Annotated in this window: 22 protein-coding genes and 1 riboswitch; of the genes, 7 read left to right on the top strand and 15 right to left on the bottom strand. The window is 32.3% G+C overall.

Annotation, left to right across the window (positions count from 1 at the left end; genetic code table 11):
• Window positions 1-13: 13 nt before the first annotated feature.
• Window positions 14-1,030, bottom strand: a complete 1,017-nt coding sequence (locus LQ611_RS08685; protein WP_037587410.1) for a cytochrome d ubiquinol oxidase subunit II — start codon at window positions 1,028-1,030, stop codon at window positions 14-16.
• Window positions 1,030-2,376 (bottom strand): cytochrome ubiquinol oxidase subunit I, encoded by a 1,347-nt coding sequence (locus LQ611_RS08680; RefSeq protein WP_037587409.1) that lies wholly within the window; start codon window positions 2,374-2,376, stop codon window positions 1,030-1,032. Before LQ611_RS08680 ends, LQ611_RS08685 begins: the two co-directional genes overlap by 1 nt.
• Window positions 2,377-2,561: 185 nt before the next feature.
• Here LQ611_RS08680 and LQ611_RS08675 point away from each other — a divergent pair, with 185 nt between their 5' ends.
• Entirely contained in the window at window positions 2,562-2,792 is a 231-nt protein-coding gene (locus LQ611_RS08675; protein ID WP_107565766.1) for a glutaredoxin family protein, read from the top strand.
• Entirely contained in the window at window positions 2,792-3,553 is a 762-nt protein-coding gene (locus LQ611_RS08670) for a metallophosphoesterase (RefSeq protein ID WP_107565765.1), read from the top strand. Before LQ611_RS08675 ends, LQ611_RS08670 begins: the two co-directional genes overlap by 1 nt.
• Window positions 3,554-3,633: 80 nt before the next feature.
• Here LQ611_RS08670 and ptsP read toward each other — a convergent pair whose 3' ends face one another.
• Window positions 3,634-5,346, bottom strand: a complete 1,713-nt coding sequence (ptsP, locus tag LQ611_RS08665) for a phosphoenolpyruvate--protein phosphotransferase (protein ID WP_103361907.1) — start codon at window positions 5,344-5,346, stop codon at window positions 3,634-3,636.
• A complete protein-coding gene (locus LQ611_RS08660) occupies window positions 5,346-5,612 on the bottom strand; it encodes a phosphocarrier protein HPr (protein ID WP_107565764.1) in 267 nt (88 codons plus the stop codon). The genes ptsP and LQ611_RS08660 overlap by 1 nt, the downstream gene beginning before the upstream one ends.
• Window positions 5,613-5,764: 152 nt before the next feature.
• Here LQ611_RS08660 and LQ611_RS08655 point away from each other — a divergent pair, with 152 nt between their 5' ends.
• Window positions 5,765-6,355 (top strand): transposase, encoded by a 591-nt coding sequence (locus LQ611_RS08655; RefSeq protein ID WP_239709528.1) that lies wholly within the window; start codon window positions 5,765-5,767, stop codon window positions 6,353-6,355.
• A gap of 156 nt (window positions 6,356-6,511) precedes the next feature.
• Here LQ611_RS08655 and LQ611_RS08650 read toward each other — a convergent pair whose 3' ends face one another.
• From LQ611_RS08650 to auxA, 3 genes are all read right to left on the bottom strand, one after another.
• On the bottom strand, window positions 6,512-7,048 hold the full coding sequence (locus tag LQ611_RS08650) for a hypothetical protein (protein ID WP_025905191.1): 537 nt from the start codon (window positions 7,046-7,048) through the stop codon (window positions 6,512-6,514).
• Window positions 7,049-7,120: 72 nt separating this feature from the next.
• Entirely contained in the window at window positions 7,121-8,293 is a 1,173-nt protein-coding gene (locus LQ611_RS08645) for a class I SAM-dependent rRNA methyltransferase (protein ID WP_107565721.1), read from the bottom strand.
• 347 nt (window positions 8,294-8,640) lie between these two features.
• A complete protein-coding gene (gene auxA, locus LQ611_RS08640) occupies window positions 8,641-9,939 on the bottom strand; it encodes a lipoteichoic acid stability factor AuxA (RefSeq protein WP_107572797.1) in 1,299 nt (432 codons plus the stop codon).
• 147 nt (window positions 9,940-10,086) lie between these two features.
• Between auxA and LQ611_RS14140 the strand changes: the two genes are divergently transcribed.
• The 4 genes from LQ611_RS14140 to LQ611_RS08625 all read left to right on the top strand — a co-directional run bounded on the left by LQ611_RS14140 (window position 10,087) and on the right by LQ611_RS08625 (window position 13,364).
• Window positions 10,087-10,212, top strand: coding sequence for a hypothetical protein (locus tag LQ611_RS14140; RefSeq protein WP_255201038.1), 126 nt, complete (start codon window positions 10,087-10,089; stop codon window positions 10,210-10,212).
• A 184-nt stretch (window positions 10,213-10,396) separates the two neighbouring features.
• A riboswitch (TPP riboswitch) is annotated at window positions 10,397-10,501 on the top strand.
• 91 nt (window positions 10,502-10,592) lie between these two features.
• Window positions 10,593-11,168 (top strand): ECF transporter S component, encoded by a 576-nt coding sequence (locus tag LQ611_RS08635; RefSeq protein ID WP_025905194.1) that lies wholly within the window; start codon window positions 10,593-10,595, stop codon window positions 11,166-11,168.
• A gap of 11 nt (window positions 11,169-11,179) precedes the next feature.
• Window positions 11,180-12,583: an ABC transporter ATP-binding protein gene (locus LQ611_RS08630; RefSeq protein ID WP_119493940.1), complete on the top strand. Its 1,404-nt coding sequence runs from the start codon at window positions 11,180-11,182 to the stop codon at window positions 12,581-12,583.
• Window positions 12,573-13,364 (top strand): energy-coupling factor transporter transmembrane component T family protein, encoded by a 792-nt coding sequence (locus LQ611_RS08625; RefSeq protein WP_119493939.1) that lies wholly within the window; start codon window positions 12,573-12,575, stop codon window positions 13,362-13,364. Before LQ611_RS08630 ends, LQ611_RS08625 begins: the two co-directional genes overlap by 11 nt.
• Window positions 13,365-13,456: 92 nt before the next feature.
• Here the strand turns inward: LQ611_RS08625 and purD are convergent, their stop codons facing one another.
• Genes purD through purS form a run of 8 tightly spaced genes read right to left on the bottom strand, consistent with a single transcriptional unit; the run spans window position 13,457 to window position 22,386 of the window.
• Complete coding sequence (gene purD, locus LQ611_RS08620) at window positions 13,457-14,710, bottom strand: phosphoribosylamine--glycine ligase (RefSeq protein ID WP_107590766.1); 1,254 nt, start codon at window positions 14,708-14,710, stop codon at window positions 13,457-13,459.
• A gap of 9 nt (window positions 14,711-14,719) precedes the next feature.
• Complete coding sequence (purH, locus tag LQ611_RS08615) at window positions 14,720-16,198, bottom strand: bifunctional phosphoribosylaminoimidazolecarboxamide formyltransferase/IMP cyclohydrolase (protein ID WP_107572801.1); 1,479 nt, start codon at window positions 16,196-16,198, stop codon at window positions 14,720-14,722.
• Between the two features lie 18 nt (window positions 16,199-16,216).
• Window positions 16,217-16,783 carry a phosphoribosylglycinamide formyltransferase gene (gene purN / locus LQ611_RS08610; RefSeq protein WP_025905199.1) on the bottom strand — a complete coding sequence of 189 codons (567 nt, stop codon included), beginning with the start codon at window positions 16,781-16,783 and terminating at the stop codon, window positions 16,217-16,219.
• On the bottom strand, window positions 16,780-17,814 hold the full coding sequence (gene purM, locus LQ611_RS08605) for a phosphoribosylformylglycinamidine cyclo-ligase (protein WP_107590765.1): 1,035 nt from the start codon (window positions 17,812-17,814) through the stop codon (window positions 16,780-16,782). The genes purN and purM overlap by 4 nt, the downstream gene beginning before the upstream one ends.
• A complete protein-coding gene (gene purF / locus LQ611_RS08600) occupies window positions 17,798-19,294 on the bottom strand; it encodes an amidophosphoribosyltransferase (protein ID WP_103361917.1) in 1,497 nt (498 codons plus the stop codon). The genes purM and purF overlap by 17 nt, the downstream gene beginning before the upstream one ends.
• Window positions 19,273-21,462 (bottom strand): phosphoribosylformylglycinamidine synthase subunit PurL, encoded by a 2,190-nt coding sequence (purL, locus tag LQ611_RS08595; RefSeq protein ID WP_239709527.1) that lies wholly within the window; start codon window positions 21,460-21,462, stop codon window positions 19,273-19,275. Before purL ends, purF begins: the two co-directional genes overlap by 22 nt.
• Window positions 21,455-22,126 (bottom strand): phosphoribosylformylglycinamidine synthase subunit PurQ, encoded by a 672-nt coding sequence (purQ, locus tag LQ611_RS08590; RefSeq protein ID WP_025905203.1) that lies wholly within the window; start codon window positions 22,124-22,126, stop codon window positions 21,455-21,457. The genes purL and purQ overlap by 8 nt, the downstream gene beginning before the upstream one ends.
• On the bottom strand, window positions 22,126-22,386 hold the full coding sequence (gene purS / locus LQ611_RS08585; protein ID WP_025905204.1) for a phosphoribosylformylglycinamidine synthase subunit PurS: 261 nt from the start codon (window positions 22,384-22,386) through the stop codon (window positions 22,126-22,128). The genes purQ and purS overlap by 1 nt, the downstream gene beginning before the upstream one ends.
• Window position 22,387: the final 1 nt, after the last annotated feature.

Below are 22,387 nucleotides of genomic sequence, written 5' to 3'. Positions count from 1 at the left end.
CTTTATAATAATCTTATTTTTTACCTTTAACGTAATCAGCATCAAAGATAAATAATCTTAATAATAATATAAGCGATGGCACGAGTAAAAGTAAACCTAAAATAAATACGATTACAAGCATTAATGCCATTTGATCGTTCACAACTGCTTTATCAATATTGATAAACGGATCTAAAATATACGGTAATTTACTTACACCATATCCGAAGAATGCTGTACCGAATTGTAATAATATCATGATAAATGCAACGCCGTGTGCTTTTTTAAAGTATATCAATCCAACAGCAATGATAAAGAATATAATACTTAAACCGAATAACCACCAATAACTACCGACTGCATTATTAAAATGCGTTTCATTATGTTGTCTTAATGATAAGAAAACGAACTGACAAATGATGATCATCGGAATTGCCCATATAAGGAACCACTGTCTCAATAAATGATATGCTTCAGAATCTTTAGCTTTATTCGCATAAAATGTTAAAAATCCTGATGAAATATATAACACTGAGATAATTGCTAAAAATACAACTGCCCATGCATATGGACTTAATAATAAATCAACCCACTGTAGGTGAACGCCATCACTTGTTTCTTTAATATAGCCACCTTCAGCAATTGTTAAAATTGTTGATAATGATGCTGGAATCAGTAAACCTGTTCCACCATATAAGAATAACCATGATAACTTACTATCTTGTCCATAGTTTTCAAATGCGTAAAAGCTACCACGAATGGTTAGTAAAATTAATGCAATACTACCAGGTATTAATAATGTTGACCCGAAATAATATGCAGAGTCTGGGAAGAATCCAACTATTCCTACAAAGAAGAATACGAAGAACACATTTGTTACTTCCCAAACTGGGTTTAAATATCTAGAAATCAAGTTATTGATAATATGATCTTGCTTCGTTAATTTAGCGTGAAATGCGAAGAATCCTGCACCAAAATCAATCGCACCAATAATAATGTAACCAAACAGAAAGAGCCAAAGCACTGTAATACCTATATGTTGATAATCCATTATACTTCACCCTTTCTGTCTATTATTTTGTTCACATCATCAGTCGCTTTGCTGTGACTAAACATTCTAATAAGTACATAACTTGATGAAATACCAAGAACTAAATAAAGTATTGCGAATGCAATGAATACAAGTGCAAGTCCATCAGCATTTGTTGCAGCTTCTGCAACTTTTAAGTAACCTCTTAATATCCAAGGTTGTCTACCCATCTCAGCTAAGAACCAACCAAATTCAATTGCAAGCATTGCAAGAGGTCCAGTTAATACTGCTAAATATAAGATTGGTTTACTATATTGTGACCATTTTTTCACCCATTTTAATACGACAAATAAAGCTGAAACGACAAAACAATACACACCAAAGAATACCATCAAATCAAAGAAATAGTGAATGATAAGTGGTGGTGTTTCATCACTCTTAAATTCGTTTAATCCTTTAACTTCAGTATTAAAATTACTATCTGATAAGAAACTTAAAGCGCCAGGAATTTTAATAGCACCTTTAACTTCTTGTTTATCTTCATCTACTACCCCAAATAATACTAGGTCTGCTTTTGATTCACTTTCAAAATGCCACTCCATAGCTGCTAATTTTTCAGGTTGTTCTTGATGTAAGAACTTAGCTGATAAATCGCCTGCTAACATTGCAAGTAAACTCGCAATTAATCCAACTATCATTGTAAGTTTAAGAGCTTTTTTATGATATTCTTTATCGTCTATAAATTTATTCTTAATCAAACGATATGCTGCTATACTTGCTAAAATAAATGCAGCTGTCATAAACGCAGTCGCTATAACGTGAAATGCTCTAATACCGAATGATGCATTAAACATCGCAGCAATTGGATCAATGTTCATCAATTTTCCATTGATAAAATCAAATCCATTTGGCGTATTCATGAAAGAATTCACAGATGTAATAAAGAACGCTGAGAATGTACCACCAATAATGACTGGTAATGTAATTAAAAAGTGCGTCCATTTACCTTTGAATCTATCCCACGTATATAAATAAATACTTAAGAAAATAGCCTCAAAGAAAAAGGCGAATGTTTCCATAAATAATGGTAGCGCAATAACTTGCCCACCTAATTGCATAAATGCTGGCCACAATAATGATAATTGTAGACCAATAATTGTTCCCGTAACTACTCCGACCGCTACAGTAATCGTATAACCTTTAGACCAACGTTTTGCCATTGCTATATACATAGGATTATTGTTCTTAATACCTATAAATTCAGCAATTGCAAACATTAATGGGATTCCCACACCAATTGTTGCAAAAATGATATGGAATCCCAATGTCATAGCAGTTAGTAAACGACTTATAACTACTGCATCCATAATATTCCTCCATTCAACGTTTGTGATATACATCACAATTTAATCTTATTATACAACACTTTAATCATTTGTGAAATGTTTAACATTTACAAAGTAATGACAAATTAATGGCAAAATAGGACATAATAATTGAACGCTTTAAAAAATCATTTATAATATGTCTATATAAAGTTGAGGTGAAAGCTATGAGTGAAGTTACAATTTATACACAAGACCAGTGTCCCCCTTGCCAATTTGTAAAACAATATTTTAATGAAAAAGAAATTCCGTTTACAGAAAAAAATATAAAAAACAAACAATTTAAAAACGAACTTATCGATCTAGACAGTTTTTCAACACCTACTGTTCTCATTAATGGAGAAGTTTTTTATCAAGTTGATATAGAATCTTTTAATAAAGCATTAGGCATTCATTAATGAAAATTCAATTTCCAAGTTCTAAAATTAAAGTCACCACACATTCTATTGATACAAACTTAAAATCAAATCTGAAACTCATTCATATAACAGATTTGCATTTAGGTTATTATTCTAATTTAGAAAATTTATATCAACTTGTACGTCTTATCAATGAGCAAGAAGCAGATATTGTTTGTTTCACAGGTGATTGTTTTGATGATATTGCTCAAATTTCATTTGACCCTTATCTAGTTATACCTTTATTTCGTACAGTTCAATCAAAATATGGAAAGTTTTTTGTTCCAGGCAACCACGATTACGGTTCAAACGGTATTCATACGGTATTAGATATTATGAATAAATCGGGTTTTGAAGTCTTGTTGAACAGTTCTTACGTTGTCAATACACCTGACGGTAATATTCAGATTAATGGCATTGATGATTTATGTTTTGGTCAACCTAACTTTAGCAGTTCATTCCAAGTACCTAATTGTCGTATAGACTTTCGAATTGGACTCGTACATGAACCAGATAAAGTTAAATTATTAGATCCAAACATCCACTTAGTACTTTCTGGACATACACATGGTGGTCAAGTTCGACTCCCTAAGATTGGCGCTATTTATACACCAACTTATGGAAAAGTATATAAACAAGGTTTATATCAAATTAGAACTGGACAATACCTTTATGTTAATCAAGGCATAGGTATGACAAGACTTCCTATTAGAATATTTTGTTCACCTGAAATTGCGATATTCAACTTGCAATCTCAATAAAGTCTGAAAAAATCATTCACATATAAAAACAGAGCAGTTATCTACTTAATGTTAAGAGATAACTGCTCTGTTTTTTAATTTTAAAGAATTTGATTAACGAGTTCTACAACTTCTTCTTCTGTTGCACAGTTAATTGCTTTGTTCGCTAATTCTTGCATTTCTTTTTGATCTAATTGTTTGATTTGTTTTCTAGCTTTTAGAATACTTGTCGCACTCATAGAGAATTCATCTAAACCTAATCCAAGTAATAATGGAATTGCTGTGTTGTCTCCAGCCATTTCTCCACACATACCAGTCCATTTACCTTCTTTATGAGAAGCTTCAATTACTTGCTTAACTAAGCGAAGAATTGCAGGGTTATATGGTTGGTATAAGTAAGAAACACGCTCAGACATACGGTCAGCAGCCATTGTATATTGGATTAAATCATTCGTACCAATACTGAAGAAATCAACTTCTTTAGCGAAGATGTCTGCAAGTGCTGCAGTAGATGGAATTTCTACCATAATACCGATTTCGATATCATCCGCAACGTTAACACCTTCAGAAACTAATTTTTCTTTTTCTTCAAGTAAGATTGCTTTAGCGTCTCTAAATTCTTTGATAGTTGCAATCATTGGGAACATGATATTTAACTTACCAAATTCAGAAGCGCGTAATAAAGCTCTTAATTGTGTTCTAAAGATATCAGTTTGATCTAAACATAAACGAATCGCTCTATATCCTAAGAATGGGTTCATTTCTTTAGGTAAGTTTAGGTAAGATAATTCTTTATCTCCACCTATGTCTAAAGTACGAACGACAACACGTTTGCCGTCCATTTCTTTTAAGACTTTACTATATGCTTCAAATTGTTCTTCTTCTGAAGGCATATTGTCTCTACCCATGTATAAGAATTCAGTACGGTATAAACCGATACCTTCTGCGCCGTTATTTTTAACACCTTCTAAGTCATTAGGTGTACCAATATTCGCAGCTAATTCTACATGAACACCATCTTTAGAAACAGATTCATCATTAACTAGTTTAGCTAATTCTTCTTTTTCAGCTAAGAAGTTTTTCTGTTTTTGTTCGTATGCTTGAACTTCGTCATCTGTTGGGTTAATAATTACATCACCAGATAAACCATCAATGATTAAACTATCACCATGGTTTACGCGATCAGTAATATCTTTAGTTCCTACAACAGCTGGAATTTCTAATGAACGACTCATTATTGCTGAGTGTGAAGTTCTTCCACCGATATTTGTCGCAAAACCTTTAACAAACTCTTTGTTAAGTTGCGCAGTGTCAGATGGTGTTAAATCTTCACCTACAATAATAACGCTTTCATTGATCATACTAGGATTTGGTAATTCTACACCTAAAATATGTGCCAAAATACGTTTAGAAACGTCACGAATATCTGCCGCACGTTCTTTCATGTATTCATTATCCATATTTTCAAAGATTGTAATGAAGTTTGTTGATACTTCATTTAATGCAGTAGGTGCATTTACTTTGTTATTGCGAATATTTTCTTCAATTGGATTTAATAATTCTGGATCTTCTAACACTAATAAATGCGCATCAAAAATCGCAGCTTTATCTGCACCAAGTTGTTTTTCAGCATTATTACGAATTTGAGTTAATTCAACTTTTGATTGATTAACAGCCGCTTTAAACTTTTCAACTTCGCCGTCTACATCGCTGATATTTTCGCTTGAAAACGATAAGTCAGGTTCAACTAATAAATATGCTTTACTAATAGCCACACCATCAGATGCAGCTATACCTTTTAATAATTCAGACATTATTTAGTTAATCCTTCTTTAGATAATACTTCAGTAATTGCTTCGATAGCTTCTTTCTCATCACTACCCTCAGCGTAGATAGTAATTTCAGCATCTTTACCAACACCTAGGCTCATTACACCCATAATTGATTTTAAGTTAACTTTTTTAGAGTTATATTCTAATTGTACATCTGAATCAAATTTAGATGCAGTTTGAACTAACATTGTTGCTGGTCTAGCGTGAATACCCGTTTCGTCAATAATTACGTATGAATTTTGTTCCATTTTTATTGTCTCCTTCTGATACCTATATTAAATTTGTATAAAATCAAATTTTATCTATACGATTAAAGAATATCAAAAAACCACTTACAATTCAATCATATTACATAAGTATGCAATTATTTGAGCTGATTATTCTTTATTTTTGAAGGTTCGTGTATTCAACTACTATTTGTGTACCAATTTTAGCGTTATGTTCAACAAGTTTAATATTTGTTTCTAAAGATTCATTTTTAACAGATAAATTAGTTTATGTGATTGAAGATTTATTAAATCTAATGAAACGGAATGCTTCTATAAAACAAAGGTTATTAGTGTTAGCTGAGGAATTCGAAGAATTTAAAATAATTAAATCTATTCCTGGCATTGGTGATTTAACAGCCATAATGATTATTGGCGAATTAGGTGACATCAAATCCTTTGATTCTCATAAGCAATTGAATGCATATGTAGGCATTGATATAAAAAGATATCAGTCCGGTAAAACACATTTTAAAGATAAAATTAACAAACGTGGAAACAAACATGCTAGATCATTATTTTACTTAATCATTAAAAATTTCCTGTTAGGTCAAAGGTTATTTAAAAATCATATTATCGACTATTATTACAAATTAAAAAAGCAGCCTAATGGCAAAGGCCACAAGACTGCATCAGTAGCTTGCATTAACAAACTACTTAAAACCATTCATTATCTCGTAATAAATAATAAAGAATATGATTATCACATGTCTCCACACGGATAATATATTCATTTAAATCATAACATATTGAAAAAATTATTAAATAATAAAGGCTTATTTAGTGATGCCAATTTTAAATACATTTTACTACGTAGTAGTTGACAAATTGTAGGAAAGAAGCTAAGACATTACAAAATGCCTTAGCTTCTTTTCAATATTTTATTCACCTATAAAATCTTGAATGACTGTTTCACATTTTTTAATGTGATCTTCACCCATTTTTTTCATTAAATAATAACTAATTGAACCAGCAACTGCTTGTCCAACTAATGGTACCCATCTTGATTGTTTTGCCGCTTCTCTTTTTACGACTGATCTAAAAATAACTTTTACCATTGCATTCGTTACTTTTTGACCAATAAATTGGCTACCTCTCATTGCAGCTGATGTTAAAACTTTTTGTTTTAAATCATCTTGCATTTTATTAACTTGTTTATGACTTAATCCATAAATTTTATTAATATCTTCAATGATATCGCCCATTAATTTAATATCCATACCAACACCAAGTCCTGGAATTGGTACTACATTTGCAGCTGAAGACATTAATGACTTCTTATGAATAAGTTCTTTAGCTTTTTTTCTACGTTCTAACAATTCTTCTTGTGAAGTTGGTAATTCAGAACGTTTCTTTATTTCTTGTATACCAAATGCTTTATTGCCTGCTTTTGTCGTAATTTTATCGAAAATTCCCATTGTTTCCATTCTCCTCACAGTTCGATTATATTCAAACATTATTATAATAATATATACCCGAACTAGGAAATTTTAACCATTTATTTGTACGAATACGACTTTCAAGTATTTACTTGGTTTATAGTGTGGATGACTCTTGAAGTCTTTAGGTAATCCCATTACATCAGAGATTGTATAATCTACACCTAATTGATCTAATGTTTGATTAATCATTTTTTTGAATGCTTTTTGTGGAAAAGCACTTGAATTTGTACTTAACACTAAGTTACCATTCTCGTTTAATAATTCTAATGCACCTTCAATTAATTCAGGATAGTTTTTCTGAACACTAAAAGTCTTTTTCTTATTACGTGCAAAGCTTGGTGGATCAATAACGACAACGTCATAACTTAAACCATGTCTTAAAGCATATTTGAAATAATCAAATACATCCATAATAAATATATGGTTCTGATTAAGATCCATTGTATTTAAACCAAAGTTTGCTTCGGTTAATGGTCTAGCTCTATTAGCTAAATCCACACTTGTAGTTGAACGAGCATTTTCACTTGCTGCAACTGAAAATGCACCCGTATAACTAAATAAATTCAATATATCTTTATCTTGACTATAGTGGTCTCTTAATTTTTTTCTAACATCTTTTTGATCTAAGAAAATACCTGTCATAGGTCCGTCATCAAGATTAATATTATAGAACATATGGTTTTCTTCTATGACATATGGAAATTCTGGTGCTTCACCCGCTACGAAGTCTGACGCTGTTTCCATTCCTTTAAATCTTCTTTTCTCAAAAATTGATTTATAATCGAAGACTTCTTTAATTGCAGGTAATATTCTATCTTTCAATCGATATATCCCTACTGAGTACCACTGAACTAATAAATGACCATCATAATGATCAATTGTCAGTCCACCAATTCCATCGCCTTCAGCATTAAATAATCTATATGCATTGATACCATCTACATTTTCATAATATGCTCTATCATTTTTAGCTTCTTCAAATAACTTTACAAAAAAGTTATGATCAATCTTTTCAGTTGAGTCTAATGATAATACCCAGCCTATACCTTTATTTTGTTCACCATAATAAGCAGTTGCAATGAATCTTTTACCTGCATCAACAAGTGCAACTAATTCACCTTCATCCATTTTAGGCATATCAAAAACGTCGTCTTTTTCAACTAGAGGATACCCTCTTAAATATTTATCTTCTTTTCCTTTTTTGAGAATTAATTGTTTCATTATATATTAGCCATCCTTTCGAAATGTCTCACATATTATAACGTATATTATTCAAAACACCAAAAAACAGAGTATTCCCCTTTAGAATACTCCGTTAACCGAATTTTATTAATCAAAATTTCCCCCAGAAAGTTTTGATCCCCTTATATGTAAACGCTTACTAAAGTTAGTATAAAGGATAAGATTATTCCACGCAATACATTTTTTGAATAAATTCATTAAAATAGTTTACTTATTACATATTTAAACTTTTAAATACAGCAATTGCTCGTGCAAATTATAAAATAAAAGACACTTTATTAAGCGCATAGCGCTCAATAAAGTGTCTAATTATATCGTGTAAGATATTAAAATGATTTTTTCAAGTGAATGATAAATGCAGGTGTTACAAATAATAATAGTAAAAATGAAATTGGTGTGATAAATACGGAAAATTGTGACGTTTGAATTGCTGAAACAAAGAATGTCGTTGCAATTTCAAAGAATAATGCTGAAATAACAAACAATTTACCAAAATTATTTTTATTCTTATAATTTGTCGTGTAATTGAAGTATGCATATAAAATAATCAATAACATCATAATAAATAATGTTAACCATTCAAAAACATATTGAATTTGAGATAATTTCCATTCACCTGATAAGAATAAACCATTACGGTTATTAAACTCTATAAATGTAAATAAGAATAAAACTACAGTACTTATCCACTCTATATAGCTTTTCTTTAACCATTTCGGTCTTCTCATCCATCTTGGAATATCGTCTTCTTCGATTTTAATAATCTCTTTCCATTTTTCATTACGACGTTTTCTTTTAGCAATTGCCTCTTCAGAATTGAATTTTTCTAAAGTCGCTTGTTTGAAATTCTGTAATTTTTGGTAAAAACCTTCTGCTAAAGTATATATTTTTCTAGTTAAGCGGTTATTTTTAACTCTTGAATATCTTTCTTCATGAAATTGTTCAATGTCTTCATCACTTACTGGTAAAGATCTTCTTAAATATAAACTAATCCAAACTGACATTTGACTTAGACACCATAACAGAATGAAGAATAAGTTAACACTCATAACATCTAGAGGCTTTACATTTTGAGCATCGATATTATGGTTCATTGCAAATTGTGAAATGAAATAACATAATCCATATGAAATGATAATCCATAAGTAATGTTTCTTTCGATGCATTGGATTTAGCTCATTTTTATAAACGACATATCCCACATGAATTGCAAATGGAATAATAAATAAGAAAGATGCAAAACTATATACTTGGAACATGGTCATCATAATAACAATCATTAAAATAATTGTCAGTCCGATATAAAATACAGAAATATCATAATCGTAATGCGTCGTTCTTCTTAAAGTACGTCCTACTAATAATACAAATACACCAAATAGCAATACGATAATTGCTGCGATAACTGGAAAGTTACCAATATAATGGTGCAATATTCTTACTAATTCATCAAAAAAAGCTACAAAAAAGTCCCAAATGTTATTGATATGGATATTACTTGAATCCTTGATATTATAGTCTTTAATACGCGGCGCATTAAAAAGTATAAGTAATCCAGTAATCAAAAGAAATATACCTATAATTCGACTAAAATGAACTTCCCAGCTTTTTTTCTTTATAGCCATGTTCTTCACCTCATTGAACATTATAATTGTTTCATTTTCAATTGTCTTTAATTATATTGAAAATCAGTCCCAAGTACTAGCAAGAAGTTTAATACTTATATGTAGTTGGGTATATAATAATATCATACATTTTAAAGGAGTGTTATCATGACTCATAATGATAAGCATAAAGAAGAAGCAGAAAAAGCTAAAAAGAAAGAACAAGAAAATAAGCAAGACAACAACAAAGGTCAGGATGAAACAAAAGAAAATATACAAGACACATTTGAATAAATGAATTTCATTACCTATCCGGGAGCGAAATCGCAATGTATGAAAATTTGCGATTTCGCTCCCGATTTTATTTTGAATTTATTTTAATAACTTATAAATCATTTATTTAAGAAATTAATTTCAGTTTTATGATTTACTATTGACAAATAGATTAATAAGACTTATCGTATGGATAACAAATTAATAAATGCACTAGGGGTGTTTTGAAACTGAGACAGACATGAAAAGGTCTGAACCCTTTGTACCTGATCTAGATGATACTAGCGTAGGAAAGTGTTCGTAAATCATATAATATTCATTTTTAAATGATAACAATATTTTTGTGCGCTTCTATTTAGATATAGGAGTGCACATTTTTTTATTTAAAAGGAGAATTTAACATGTCAAAAAGATTAACCCTATCAGATATTTTAGTAACTGTATTAATTGGTGCTTTGTTTGCAATCATTTATAAGTTCTTATGGATACCTTATGAAATTTTAAAACCACTCGGTCTACACCTAGAACAATCTGTATACGGTGTATGGTTTATTGCAGCGATTGTCACTTATTTAATTATTCAAAAGCCTGGTGTTGCAATTCTTGCTGAATTTGCTGCCGGTGCTGGCGAAACGATTGTAATGGGTCAATTCGATATTCCAACATTTGTATACGCATTATTACAAGGTTTAGCTTGTGAAATCATCTTCTTAGCTGTTCGATATCAATCTAGAAAATTATCAGTTGCTGTTATAGCTGGTATGGCTGCAGGTATTATTACGTTACCAATTGATTGGTTCTATAATTACTTAGGTGACGTTGCTTTATGGAATGTTATTTTAATGTTTACGATTAGAATTTTAAGTGGTGCAATCGTTGCTGGTGCATTAGGCTATGCAATTGTAAAAGCACTTGACCAAACTGGTGTTACGAAATTGTTTAGACCAGCATCTAAAAAAGATTATGACTTATTATAGGAGTTATTCAATTGTTATCACTAAAAAATTTAAGACTAAAGTATCCTGATGATGAACGCATTATATTTAAAAATTTAAACATCAATATTAATGATAAAGAAAAAGTACTGTTACTAGGTCCAAGTGGATCTGGTAAAAGTACATTATTAAATGTATTAAGCGGTATTATACCGAGATCGATGGACATACCGATGAAAGTAGATTCAATCGATATCGATTCACTTCCGGGTGTTATTTTCCAAGACCCAGATACTCAGTTTTGTATGCCTGAGATTAAAGAAGAATTAGCATTTGTGCTTGAGAATATGAACATCGAACCTGATAAAATGGACGGATTTATAAAAAATGCCATGAAACAGGTAAATTTAAATGCTGACCCTTCACTTAAAATCAATCGTTTAAGTGGTGGTATGAAACAAAAATTAGCGATTGCTTCTATATTATTACAAGATACAAATACGTTATTTCTTGATGAACCGACAGCAATGCTTGATCATCAATCAACGACACAACTATGGGATTTGATTATGGAGCATTGGGATAATCAAACTGTTGTAATCGTAGAACATAAAGTTGATTATATTTGGAATTATGTTGATAGAGTCATTGTAATGAATGAAAATGGTGAAATCACACATGATAGTACACCTCAAGATATATTAGATCATCATACAGACATTTTAAATGAATACGGTGTTTGGCATCCTAACTCATGGCAATATGCCCCAAAATTATCTAAACAGACTGCTGAGCACAGTCCGTTGTTAAATATAGAGCAGTTAGATGTACTGCGTGGCTCCAAAAAACTAATTAGTTTAGATGAATTAGCGATTTCAAGTGGCGAATGGCTTACAATCACTGGCCCAAATGGAACAGGTAAGACAACATTTTTAGAAACGATGATGCAGCTCATTAAATATAATGGCCAAATATTTTACAAAAATAAACAGATCAAAAAAGTAAAAGATGCTTCTAAACATATGTATTTCGTATATCAAAATCCGGAATTACAATTCATCGAAACATCTGTATATAACGAAATATTTATCAATTATGCTTATCAAGATAAACAAACAGCTCATGACAAGACCCAAGACATGTTGACATTATTAAAACTTAATCATGTGAAAGACCAACACCCTTTCGAATTATCAATAGGACAGAAAAAAAGATTAAGTGTCGCAACTGCATTAAGTACGAATTCTGAAATTATTTTACTTGATGAGCCAACATTCGGTTTAGACAGTCACAATACCTTTGAACTCATCAAATTATTTTATGAACGCGTTCAACATGGTCAAACTATCTTAATGATTACGCACGAAAATGAGATTATTAATCGTTATGCTTCTAGAAGATTGACGATCAAAGACGAGCAATTACACGTAAACGGTGGTGAATCTCATGTTAACTAATTGGAAGAAATACCGTACTTTTATTGATGATGTGAATATTCTAACGAAACTTATATTAGGTATCACTCTATTTTTCTATGCGATATTTATTCATCAATTTGATTTCATGCTTTATTTAACGATTATTATGTTCCTTTATCTAATCTTCATGAGCGGCGTGAGATGGTTACCACTATTAATCGTCATTGCTATCACTTTATTTTTCGGACTCACCTCTTCCTTATTTATGATTTTTTATGGTGAAGGAAATGAAACAATTTTCAAGTTTGGTATTATTCATATTACAGAAGAAAGCTTTTTGAGAGGTATTCACGTAACCATGCGTACACTTGTCATTTCATTTTACGGCATGGTTATACCATTTACTTCGCAAATCATTTATGTGTTTTATAGTTTCATGCAACATTTAAAAGTAAAACCTAAAATCGCATATGCTTTCATGGCTTCTATACGCATGATACCTCTTATGTTTAGTTCTTTTATGCAGTTAAGACAAGCTTTAAAGATGCGTTATGCAGTTATAGATAAAAGTAATCGTAAAGGCTTAAAATGGATTCACCATTTACTCATTCCAACATTAAGTCAAAGTATAAGAAAATCTCATAGGTTAGCTGTTGCGATGGAAGCAAAAGGATTCATAAACGGCAAAAGAACTTTCTATTATAAAGTACCTTTCACTAAAAATGATTTATATTTCATCTTATTGACGATTGCACTCGTTGCTATCGCATATTTATTAAATGTTTATTTACCTATAACACACTTTTCAGATATTCGATAACATTGCGTTATATTTGACCATACCTTTCCCTAAAAGAATGAAATATAGCGCAATGAAAAGGCTGAGACAAACTTTGTTGTCTCAGCCTTTAATTATGATTTATATGCTTTTAATGCTTTATGTCCAATATCATTTCTATAGAATAATTGTTCACTTTTAATATGTTTGACTTGTTCATATGCATTTTTTTGAGCCTCTTCAATATTGTCACCTGTACCGATAACGATCATGACACGTCCACCATTATTTTCATACTTGCCTTCTGAATTCTTCTTCAGAGCACTCACAAAATATTGATCTACATGCTCTAAACCTTCAACTGAATATCCTTTATCATAGCTACCTGGATATCCTTTAGATGCTAATACGACACCTACAACACTTTCATCTTTCCATTCTAATGTTAAAGGTTCTTTATGATACACCTTGTTTAATATTTCAATAAAATCAGAATCTAATTTAGTCAATAATACTTGTGCCTCTGGATCACCGAACCTTGCATTAAATTCAATTACTTTTGGTCCTTCTTTTGTTAAAATTGCACCAATATAAATCAAGCCAAAATAGTTAATGGCTTCACTCACTAAAGCATCCGCAATAGGTTGTGCGATTTTTTGATTCGTTTCTTCCAATACATCGTCCGTAATATGAGGTACTGGACAGTATGCACCCATACCACCAGTATTCGGCCCTTTATCACCATCGAATGCACGTTTATGATCTTGGGCGATACAATCAAATGGAACTGCATATGATTGATTTACAAATGTCATAACTGAATATTCTTCTCCATCAAGAAACTCTTCGAATACGACTTTCTCATGAGGTGTTTGGTATAAAGTTTCTACGCCTTCTCTTGCTTCTTCACGTGTTAAAGCAACGATTACACCTTTTCCAGCTGCAAGTCCATCTTTTTTAAGTACAATAGGTATTTTACACTGCTCAACATAATTGATTGCTTCTTCTTTTGTTGTGATTGTCTTATATTCTGCAGTAGGTATATCATACTTTTCCATAATTTTTTTCGCAAATTCTTTAGAACCTTCTAATTGTGCTGCTTCTTTATTAGGTCCGAAGACTTTAGCATTTGTTTCCTCTAATACATCTGTCAAACCATCTATTAAAGGTTGTTCAGGTCCTATTATTACCCATTCAATATTGTTTTGTTCTACAAAAGATTTTATAGCTAAATGGTCATTTTCTTGAACATCCGATACGATTGTCGCAACTTCTTCCATTGCATCATTACCCGGAATGACAAAGACTTCATTTACTAATTTAGACGATTGACATTTTTGAGCTAACGCATGTTCTCTTCCACCTGATCCTATAACAAGTACTTTCATATTGACCTCCTAATGTTTAAAGTGTCTTATACCAGTAAATACCATACTGATGCCATATTTATTTGCCATATCTATTGAATCTTGATCTTTAATAGATCCACCTGGTTGGATAATTGTTTTAATACCTGCTTTAGCAGCTGTTTCTACAGTGTCACCCATTGGGAAAAATCCATCAGAAGCTAAGGCTACATTTTCATTCATTTCGATTGCACGTTCAATTGCTATTTTTGCAGAGCCCACTCTATTCATTTGTCCAGCACCTACACCAACAGTTTGGTGATCGTTCGCTAGTACAATAGCATTACTTTTAACTGAGCGGACAACTTTCCATCCTAGTTCTAAAGCTTTCCATTGTGCTTCAGTTGGTTCAACATCTGTAACGACTTTCATTTCTTCGCGCGTTAATGTTGCATTATCTTTATCTTGAACTAAGTACCCACCTGAAACTGATACAAATTCTTGTTCATCTTGCGTTTCTGTCATATCAATTTCTAGTAATCTAATATTCTTTTTCGCTGTTAATACTTCTAACGCATCGGCATCATAGCTTGGTGCAATAATAACTTCCAAGAAAATAGAATGTAATTTCTCAGCTAATTCCTTTGTAACAGGTCTATTTAAAGCGACAATACCACCAAATATAGATTGAGAATCCGCTTCATATGCATATTCGTATGCTTCTTCAATAGTTGCGCCTACACCAACTCCACATGGGTTCATATGTTTTACTGCAACAGCTGCAGGTTGTTCAAACTTTTTAATAAGTGATAACGTTGCATCGGCATCTTTAATGTTATTAAAGCTTAAAGCTTTACCATGTAATTGTTTAGCGCCAGCTAATGTATTCGGTTCATTAGAAGTCTTTACAAAAGTAGCATTTTGTTGAGGGTTTTCTCCATATCTTAATGTTTCTGATGTATTTCCAAAGAATTCAACAATCGCATTATCATAATCATTTGTATGTTTAAATACTTTTACCATTAATGATTTACGATAATCTTCATCTAATTTGTCAGAAGCAATACGTTCAATAACTTCATTATAATCAGAAGGATCTACGACTGTTGTAACAAATTTGAAGTTCTTAGCTGCTGCTCGTAACATAGTTGGTCCACCGATATCGATGTTTTCAATTGCTTCATCTTCCGTTACATCTTTTTTCTTAACAGTCTCTTTAAATGGATATAAATTTACGACTACTAAGTCAATTAAGTCGATGTCTTGTTCTTTCAATGCTGTTAAATGTTCAGGAATAGAACGATTTGCAAGAATACCTCCATGTACACCTGGATGTAAAGTTTTGACTCTTCCATCCATTATTTCTGGAAAGTTTGTTAATTCTGAAACTGAATAAACTTCAATCCCAGCATTTTCAAGTGCCTTTTTAGTACCACCAGTTGAAAAGACTTTATAATCATTTTCTATTAATTTGCTTGCGAAATCTTCTATATTTGTTTTGTCTGACACACTTAATATTGCATTCTTCATTTTGTAAAGACTCCTTTATTATTGAATAATTTCTTTCATAACACGTGGATATAATTCGTATTCTAAGTTCTGTATTCTTAATTGTAATGTTTCTCTCGTATCATCTGGATATACTTTACAGCTTAATTGATCGATGATTTCGCCAGTATCCATACCACTATCAACGTAATGAACAGTTGCTCCTGTAACACGTACGCCGTAATCTAATGCTTGCCCTACAGCGTCCTTTCCAGGAAAACTTGGTAATATTGATGGATGTATATTCAACATTTTACCTTCATATTGTTTTAATAATGTAGGACCAACGATTTTCATATATCCTGCTAAAATAACCCAACTTACACGATCTTGAGATAATCTCGTGAGTAGTGCTTCTTCATATTCTTTTTTACTATCATAAGTTCTTGGATCTATGATATAAACAGGTAAATTAAATCTTCGTGCTCTTTCTATACAAAAAGCATTAGGGTTATCTGTATACAATGCTGTTACTTCTATATGATCTAAATAACCTGCTTCGATATTTTCCATTATTTTTTCAAAATTTGATCCATTTCCTGATGCAAATACTGCTATTTTAATCATGATTGAACCCCCGTCAATTTGACCTGACCTGTTCCGTTTGAAATTTCACCAATTATATATGCTTCTTCATTTTGTTCTTTCAAGATATCTAATGTCTCTTGTGCATCTTCTTTATTAACGATAAGTACAAAGCCGATTCCCATATTAAACACATTATACATTTCCTCTGCTTCAATCTTTCCTTGCTCTTTTAACCAATGGAATATTTGTGGTACTTCATATGATTGAACATCGATATGCGCATCTTTATCTTCTGGAATCGCTCTTGGAATATTTTCAATAAATCCTCCACCAGTTATGTGAGACATACCTTTAACTTTTACTTTATCTAATACGGCAAGAACAGGTTTAACATATAGTTTTGTTGGTTCAAGAAATGTTTCTAAATACGTTCTTTCATCATCAAATGCATCATTTAAGTTAATTTGGCTTTCTTTAATTAAGTTTCTTACTAAACTGTAGCCGTTTGAATGAATACCACTTGAAGTAATACCAATTATGGCGTCACCTTCATCAACTTCACTGCCATCTATATAGTCCTCTTTTTCAACAGCGCCAACACAAAATCCTGCGATATCATATTCTCCCTCATGGTACATTTCGCCCATTTCAGCAGTTTCTCCGCCAATTAATGCACAGTTCGTTTCTTTACAACCGACAGATACACCTGAAACAATCGCTTCAATCGTTTCAGGATTTACTTTATTCGTCGCAATATAATCAAGGAAATACAAAGGTTCTGCGCCAGTCGTTAAAATATCATTCACACACATCGCAACTGCATCGATACCGATTGTGTCATGTTTGTTATAATCAATTGCGAGTTTAAGCTTTGTACCAACACCATCTGTTCCAGAAACAAGTACAGGTTTCTTCATATTTAATTGTGAAAGATCAAATGCAGCACCAAAGCCACCTAAACCGCCTAGAACTTCCTTTCTCATTGTGCTTTGAACATGTGACTTCATTCTATTGACCGCTTCATAACCAGCTTCTATATCTACACCAGATGCTTTATATGCTTTCGACATTAAGATTACCCTCTTTATCAAAGTATTGTTTATTACTAGCTAAATAAGCTTTTTGACGTGGACTTAAGTTTTGATAATATCTTTCTTCATAGTCATAAAGACCCGCTGGATAGTCACCAGTAAAGCTTTCTACACATAATCCGTGATATGGTACGTCTTTATCTAATCCTATTGATCGTATTAAACCATCAACTGATAAATAAGCAAGTGAATCTGCACCGATATAATCCCTTATTTCTTCAGGTGATTTATGTGCAGAAATCAGCTCAGCAGATGTTGACACATCAATTCCATAGAAACTTGGAAACATGAATTCTGGTGATGCGATACGTACGTGAACTTCATTTGCTCCAGCGTCTTTTAACATTCTGACGATACGTTTACTTGTTGTCCCTCTTACAATAGAATCATCAACAAGCACAATATTTTTACCATGTACGATATCTTTTACAGCTGATAATTTCACACGTACACCTTGTTCTCTTAATTCTTGTGTTGGTTGGATAAATGTCCGAGCGACATATTGATTTTTTACAAGCCCCATTTCATATGGCAAATGACTCTCTTCTGCATAACCAGATGCTGCTGAAAGTGAAGAGTTTGGTACGCCGATTACCATATCAGCATTTAAAGCTGGACTTTCTTGAGCTAGTTTTTTCCCAGATGCTTTACGAACTGCATGAACATTCTTACCTGCAATTGTAGAATCGGGTCTTGCAAAGTAAATATACTCCATCGCTGAAATTGCAGTCGTTGTTTCCGTTGTGTATGATTCAACTCTTATACCATCATCATTTATAACAATATACTCACCTGCATGAATATCTCTCACAAACTCTGCGCCAAGTACATCAATTGCACATGTTTCACTAGCAATGATATAAGCACCCGTCTTCATTCTGCCTACAGCTAAAGGTCTTATTGCATTTGGGTCAACTGCGCCATATAATGCATCTTTTGTTAATAAAGCAAATGTGAAACCACCTTTAACTGTATTCAAACTTTCTTTCAATGCTTCTTCGAAAGTAGGTGCTTTACTTCTTCTTATAAGGTGCATAATCACTTCAGTATCAGAAGAAGAATGGAAAATAGCACCTTCTTGTTCTAATTCTTTTCTTAAACTTTGTGCATTGACTAAGTTACCATTGTGGCAAACACCAACACTCATATCATAAAAGTGATATAAAAATGGTTGAATATTTTCAATTCCTTTATTACCAGAAGTTGCATATCTAACATGACCTATTGCATGTTGATTCCCTTTAAAACCTTCTAATTGCACATCCGTAATCGCATCAGATAATAATCCTAATCCTCTTTCACCTTTTAACTCGAAACCGTTTGAAGTTACAATTCCTGCACCTTCTTGACCTCTATGTTGTAAACTATGAAGCCCCATGTATGTGAGTTGTGCAGATTCTGGATGATTCCATATACCAAATACGCCGCATTCTTCATTTAAACTCTTGATTTCATGCATTGAGCTATTGCCCCTTTCAATTGCTCATTCAAATCAGATACATTGTATTTAATTTGAGCAGCATCATTTTTAATCGTAAATTGAGCATTATCAGTAACACGACCTATTTCAACGGCATCGTCAATATCTATAGATTGTCCTTCTTTAACGACAATAATATATCTACCTTGAGTTTCACTAAATAATTGAGCATTTGTTACTGGTAACGTCACATCTAATCCTAAGTTAAAGTGTGTAGCTATTTTTGCAAGTCCAATAGCAAGACCACCTTTACCAACAGCTTGTGTATGTGAAATTTTGCCTGAACGTATAGCATCTTTAATTTGTTCTCCACGTTTTACTTCTGCTGATAAATCAATTGAACTTGGTTCATGATTAACTTCTTTAAATAATAATTTTTCAATCTGACTACCACCAAAGTCATCTTTTGTTTCTCCAACTACGTATACACGATCATTTACTTTTGGTTGATAATCATTTAAATACGTCACATTTTCAATTAAACCAACCATACCTACTACAGGTGTAGGGAAAATTGAAGTCCCTTTTGTTTCATTGTATAAAGAAACATTTCCTGATACGACAGGTGTATTTAAAGCTTCACAAGCTTCAGCCATTCCTTTAGTCGAATCTGCAAGTTGTTGGTATATATCTTTCTTCTCAGGAGAACCATAATTTAAGCAATCTGTCATTGCTAATGGTTTAGCACCTACAGAAATTAAATTTCTATACGCTTCTGCAACAACCATTTTTCCACCTTCATATGGATTGTTATAAACATATCTCGCTTCTCCATCTATAGTAGAAGCTATCGCTTTATTTGTACCTTCCACTCTAACTACTCCAGCACTAATACCTGGCTTGATAATTGTATTGGCACCAACTTGTTGATCATATTGGTCATATGCGTAATTCTTAGATGCAATTGTTGGATGATTAATTAGTTTTTGGAATACTTCTTCTACTTTGATTTCATCATATTGATTATCATTGTGTTTAAATTCTTTTGCTTCACCTTCTAGAATATAAACAGGTGCTTCATCAGCTAAAGGTTCAACAGGAATATCAGCGTAGATTTCATCTTCATAAGATAAAACAAATCTATTTGTATCTGTTACTTCACCTATAACAGCAGAATCTAATTCATGATGATCAAATAAATCTAAGAATTTTTGTTCTGTACCTTTTTCAACTACTAATAACATACGTTCTTGTGTTTCTGAAAGCATCATTTCATATGGTGAGATGCCTTCTTCTCTTGTTGGTACTTTCTCTAAATGAAGATGGATACCACTTTCACCTTTAGCTGCCATTTCAGAAGAAGATGACGTTAATCCTGCTGCACCCATGTCTTGAATACCTACTAATTCAGGATAAGTAATTGCTTCTAATGTTGCTTCCATTAATTTTTTACCTACAAATGGATCTCCTATTTGTACAGAAGGTCTTTTACTTTCAGATGCTTCACTTAGTTCTTCAGATGCAAAAGTTGCACCGTGAATACCATCTCTACCCGTTTTTAATCCAACGTAGATAACTGGGTTTCCGATACCTTTAGCAGTACCTTTTTGAATTTTGTCATGATCTATAATGCCAACACACATCGCATTAACAAGTGGATTACCATCATATCTTTCATCAAATTCAATCTCACCTGCTACTGTCGGTATACCGATACAGTTTCCGTAACCACCGATACCTTTTACGACTCCACTAAACAATCTGCGGTTTGTCTTATTAGATAACTCTCCAAATCTTAAACTATTTAATAATGAAATAGGTCTTGCTCCGATTGATACGATATCGCGGATTATACCACCAACACCTGTTGCGGCACCTTGATAAGGTTCAATTGCTGAAGGATGGTTATGAGATTCTACTTTAAATACCACTGCTTGATTATCACCGATATCTACAACACCAGCACCTTCACCTGGACCCATTAAGACATGTTCTCCAGAAGTAGGGAATTGTTTTAAAAATGGTTTAGAATGTTTATATGAGCAATGTTCACTCCACATTACCGAGAATATACCTATTTCAGTAAAGTTCGGTTTGCGTCCTAAAATGCTTACGACTTTTTGATATTCTTCGTCTGTTAAACCCATATCTCTATATAAATATTCTTTTTCAATTTCTTCTATACTAGGTTCTAAAAACTTAGACATGTTGTTCCCTCCAACTTTCGATCATAGATTGAAATAATTTAACGCCACTATCTGAACCAAGTAATGTTTCCATGGCACGTTCTGGATGAGGCATCATCCCACAAACATTTCCTTCTTTATTCGTAATACCAGCTATATCTTTATATGAACCATTAGGATTATCATTGTAAGTTAAAATAATTTGATTATGATTCACAAGTTCTTCATATAATTCATCTGTACAATAATAGTGACCTTCACCATGCGCAACAGGATAAATGACAGTTTCATCTTTATCATACTGATGTGTGAATTTCGTTTCGTTATTTACGATTGTTAACGATTCATTTCTACTTACAAATAAATGACTATCGTTATGTAACAGTGCACCTGGTAACAAACCAACTTCTGTTAAGATTTGGAACCCATTACATACGCCAAGTACTGGTTTACCTTCACTTGCAAGTCTTTTTACTTCACTAATAATTGGTGCTACGCGTGCCATTGCACCTGATCTTAAATAATCACCAAATGAGAAGCCTCCAGGTATTAACACACCATCAAAACCTTCAAGAGAAGTTTCTCTATAGTCTACATACGCCGCTTCGACACCTGAACGTTTAGCAGCATTATACATATCACGATCGCAATTAGATCCTGGAAATACTAATACAGCTAATTTCATTATGCGTTCTCCTTATCTTCTAAGATTTTAAAACTATATTCTTCTATAACCGTATTGGCAAATAGCTTCTCACTTAAAGTATTAACGATATTCTTGATTGAATTTTCATCTGTTTCGTCAACAGTCATGTAAATCACTTTACCAACTCTTATATCATTGACTTGTTCATAACCTAAATCATGTACCGCTCTATTTAAAGCTTGTCCTTGTGTATCTAATACTTGACCTTGTAACGTAATATGCAATTCAATCTTTTTCATT

Origin of the sequence: Mammaliicoccus sp. L-M44, from assembly GCF_022386355.1 — a bacterium.
Classification (GTDB): Bacteria; Bacillota; Bacilli; order Staphylococcales; family Staphylococcaceae; genus Mammaliicoccus; species Mammaliicoccus sciuri_A.
This window is presented reverse-complemented; position numbering and strand designations above follow the sequence as displayed.

Excerpts from the sequence above, each read along its gene's own strand:
- LQ611_RS08685 (WP_037587410.1), bottom strand. The coding sequence starts at position 1,030 with ATGGATTATCAACATATAGGTATTACAGTGCTTTGGCTCTTTCTGTTT.
- LQ611_RS08680 (WP_037587409.1), bottom strand. The coding sequence starts at position 2,376 with ATGGATGCAGTAGTTATAAGTCGTTTACTAACTGCTATGACATTGGGA.
- LQ611_RS08675 (WP_107565766.1), top strand. The coding sequence starts at position 2,562 with ATGAGTGAAGTTACAATTTATACACAAGACCAGTGTCCCCCTTGCCAA.
- LQ611_RS08670 (WP_107565765.1), top strand. The coding sequence starts at position 2,792 with ATGAAAATTCAATTTCCAAGTTCTAAAATTAAAGTCACCACACATTCT.
- ptsP (WP_103361907.1), bottom strand. The coding sequence starts at position 5,346 with ATGTCTGAATTATTAAAAGGTATAGCTGCATCTGATGGTGTGGCTATT.
- LQ611_RS08660 (WP_107565764.1), bottom strand. The coding sequence starts at position 5,612 with ATGGAACAAAATTCATACGTAATTATTGACGAAACGGGTATTCACGCT.
- LQ611_RS08650 (WP_025905191.1), bottom strand. The coding sequence starts at position 7,048 with ATGGGAATTTTCGATAAAATTACGACAAAAGCAGGCAATAAAGCATTT.
- LQ611_RS08645 (WP_107565721.1), bottom strand. The coding sequence starts at position 8,293 with ATGAAACAATTAATTCTCAAAAAAGGAAAAGAAGATAAATATTTAAGA.
- auxA (WP_107572797.1), bottom strand. The coding sequence starts at position 9,939 with ATGGCTATAAAGAAAAAAAGCTGGGAAGTTCATTTTAGTCGAATTATA.
- LQ611_RS14140 (WP_255201038.1), top strand. The coding sequence starts at position 10,087 with ATGACTCATAATGATAAGCATAAAGAAGAAGCAGAAAAAGCTAAAAAG.
- LQ611_RS08635 (WP_025905194.1), top strand. The coding sequence starts at position 10,593 with ATGTCAAAAAGATTAACCCTATCAGATATTTTAGTAACTGTATTAATT.
- LQ611_RS08625 (WP_119493939.1), top strand. The coding sequence starts at position 12,573 with ATGTTAACTAATTGGAAGAAATACCGTACTTTTATTGATGATGTGAAT.
- purD (WP_107590766.1), bottom strand. The coding sequence starts at position 14,710 with ATGAAAGTACTTGTTATAGGATCAGGTGGAAGAGAACATGCGTTAGCT.
- purH (WP_107572801.1), bottom strand. The coding sequence starts at position 16,198 with ATGAAGAATGCAATATTAAGTGTGTCAGACAAAACAAATATAGAAGAT.
- purN (WP_025905199.1), bottom strand. The coding sequence starts at position 16,783 with ATGATTAAAATAGCAGTATTTGCATCAGGAAATGGATCAAATTTTGAA.
- purM (WP_107590765.1), bottom strand. The coding sequence starts at position 17,814 with ATGTCGAAAGCATATAAAGCATCTGGTGTAGATATAGAAGCTGGTTAT.
- purF (WP_103361917.1), bottom strand. The coding sequence starts at position 19,294 with ATGCATGAAATCAAGAGTTTAAATGAAGAATGCGGCGTATTTGGTATA.
- purL (WP_239709527.1), bottom strand. The coding sequence starts at position 21,462 with ATGTCTAAGTTTTTAGAACCTAGTATAGAAGAAATTGAAAAAGAATAT.
- purQ (WP_025905203.1), bottom strand. The coding sequence starts at position 22,126 with ATGAAATTAGCTGTATTAGTATTTCCAGGATCTAATTGCGATCGTGAT.
- purS (WP_025905204.1), bottom strand. The coding sequence starts at position 22,386 with ATGAAAAAGATTGAATTGCATATTACGTTACAAGGTCAAGTATTAGAT.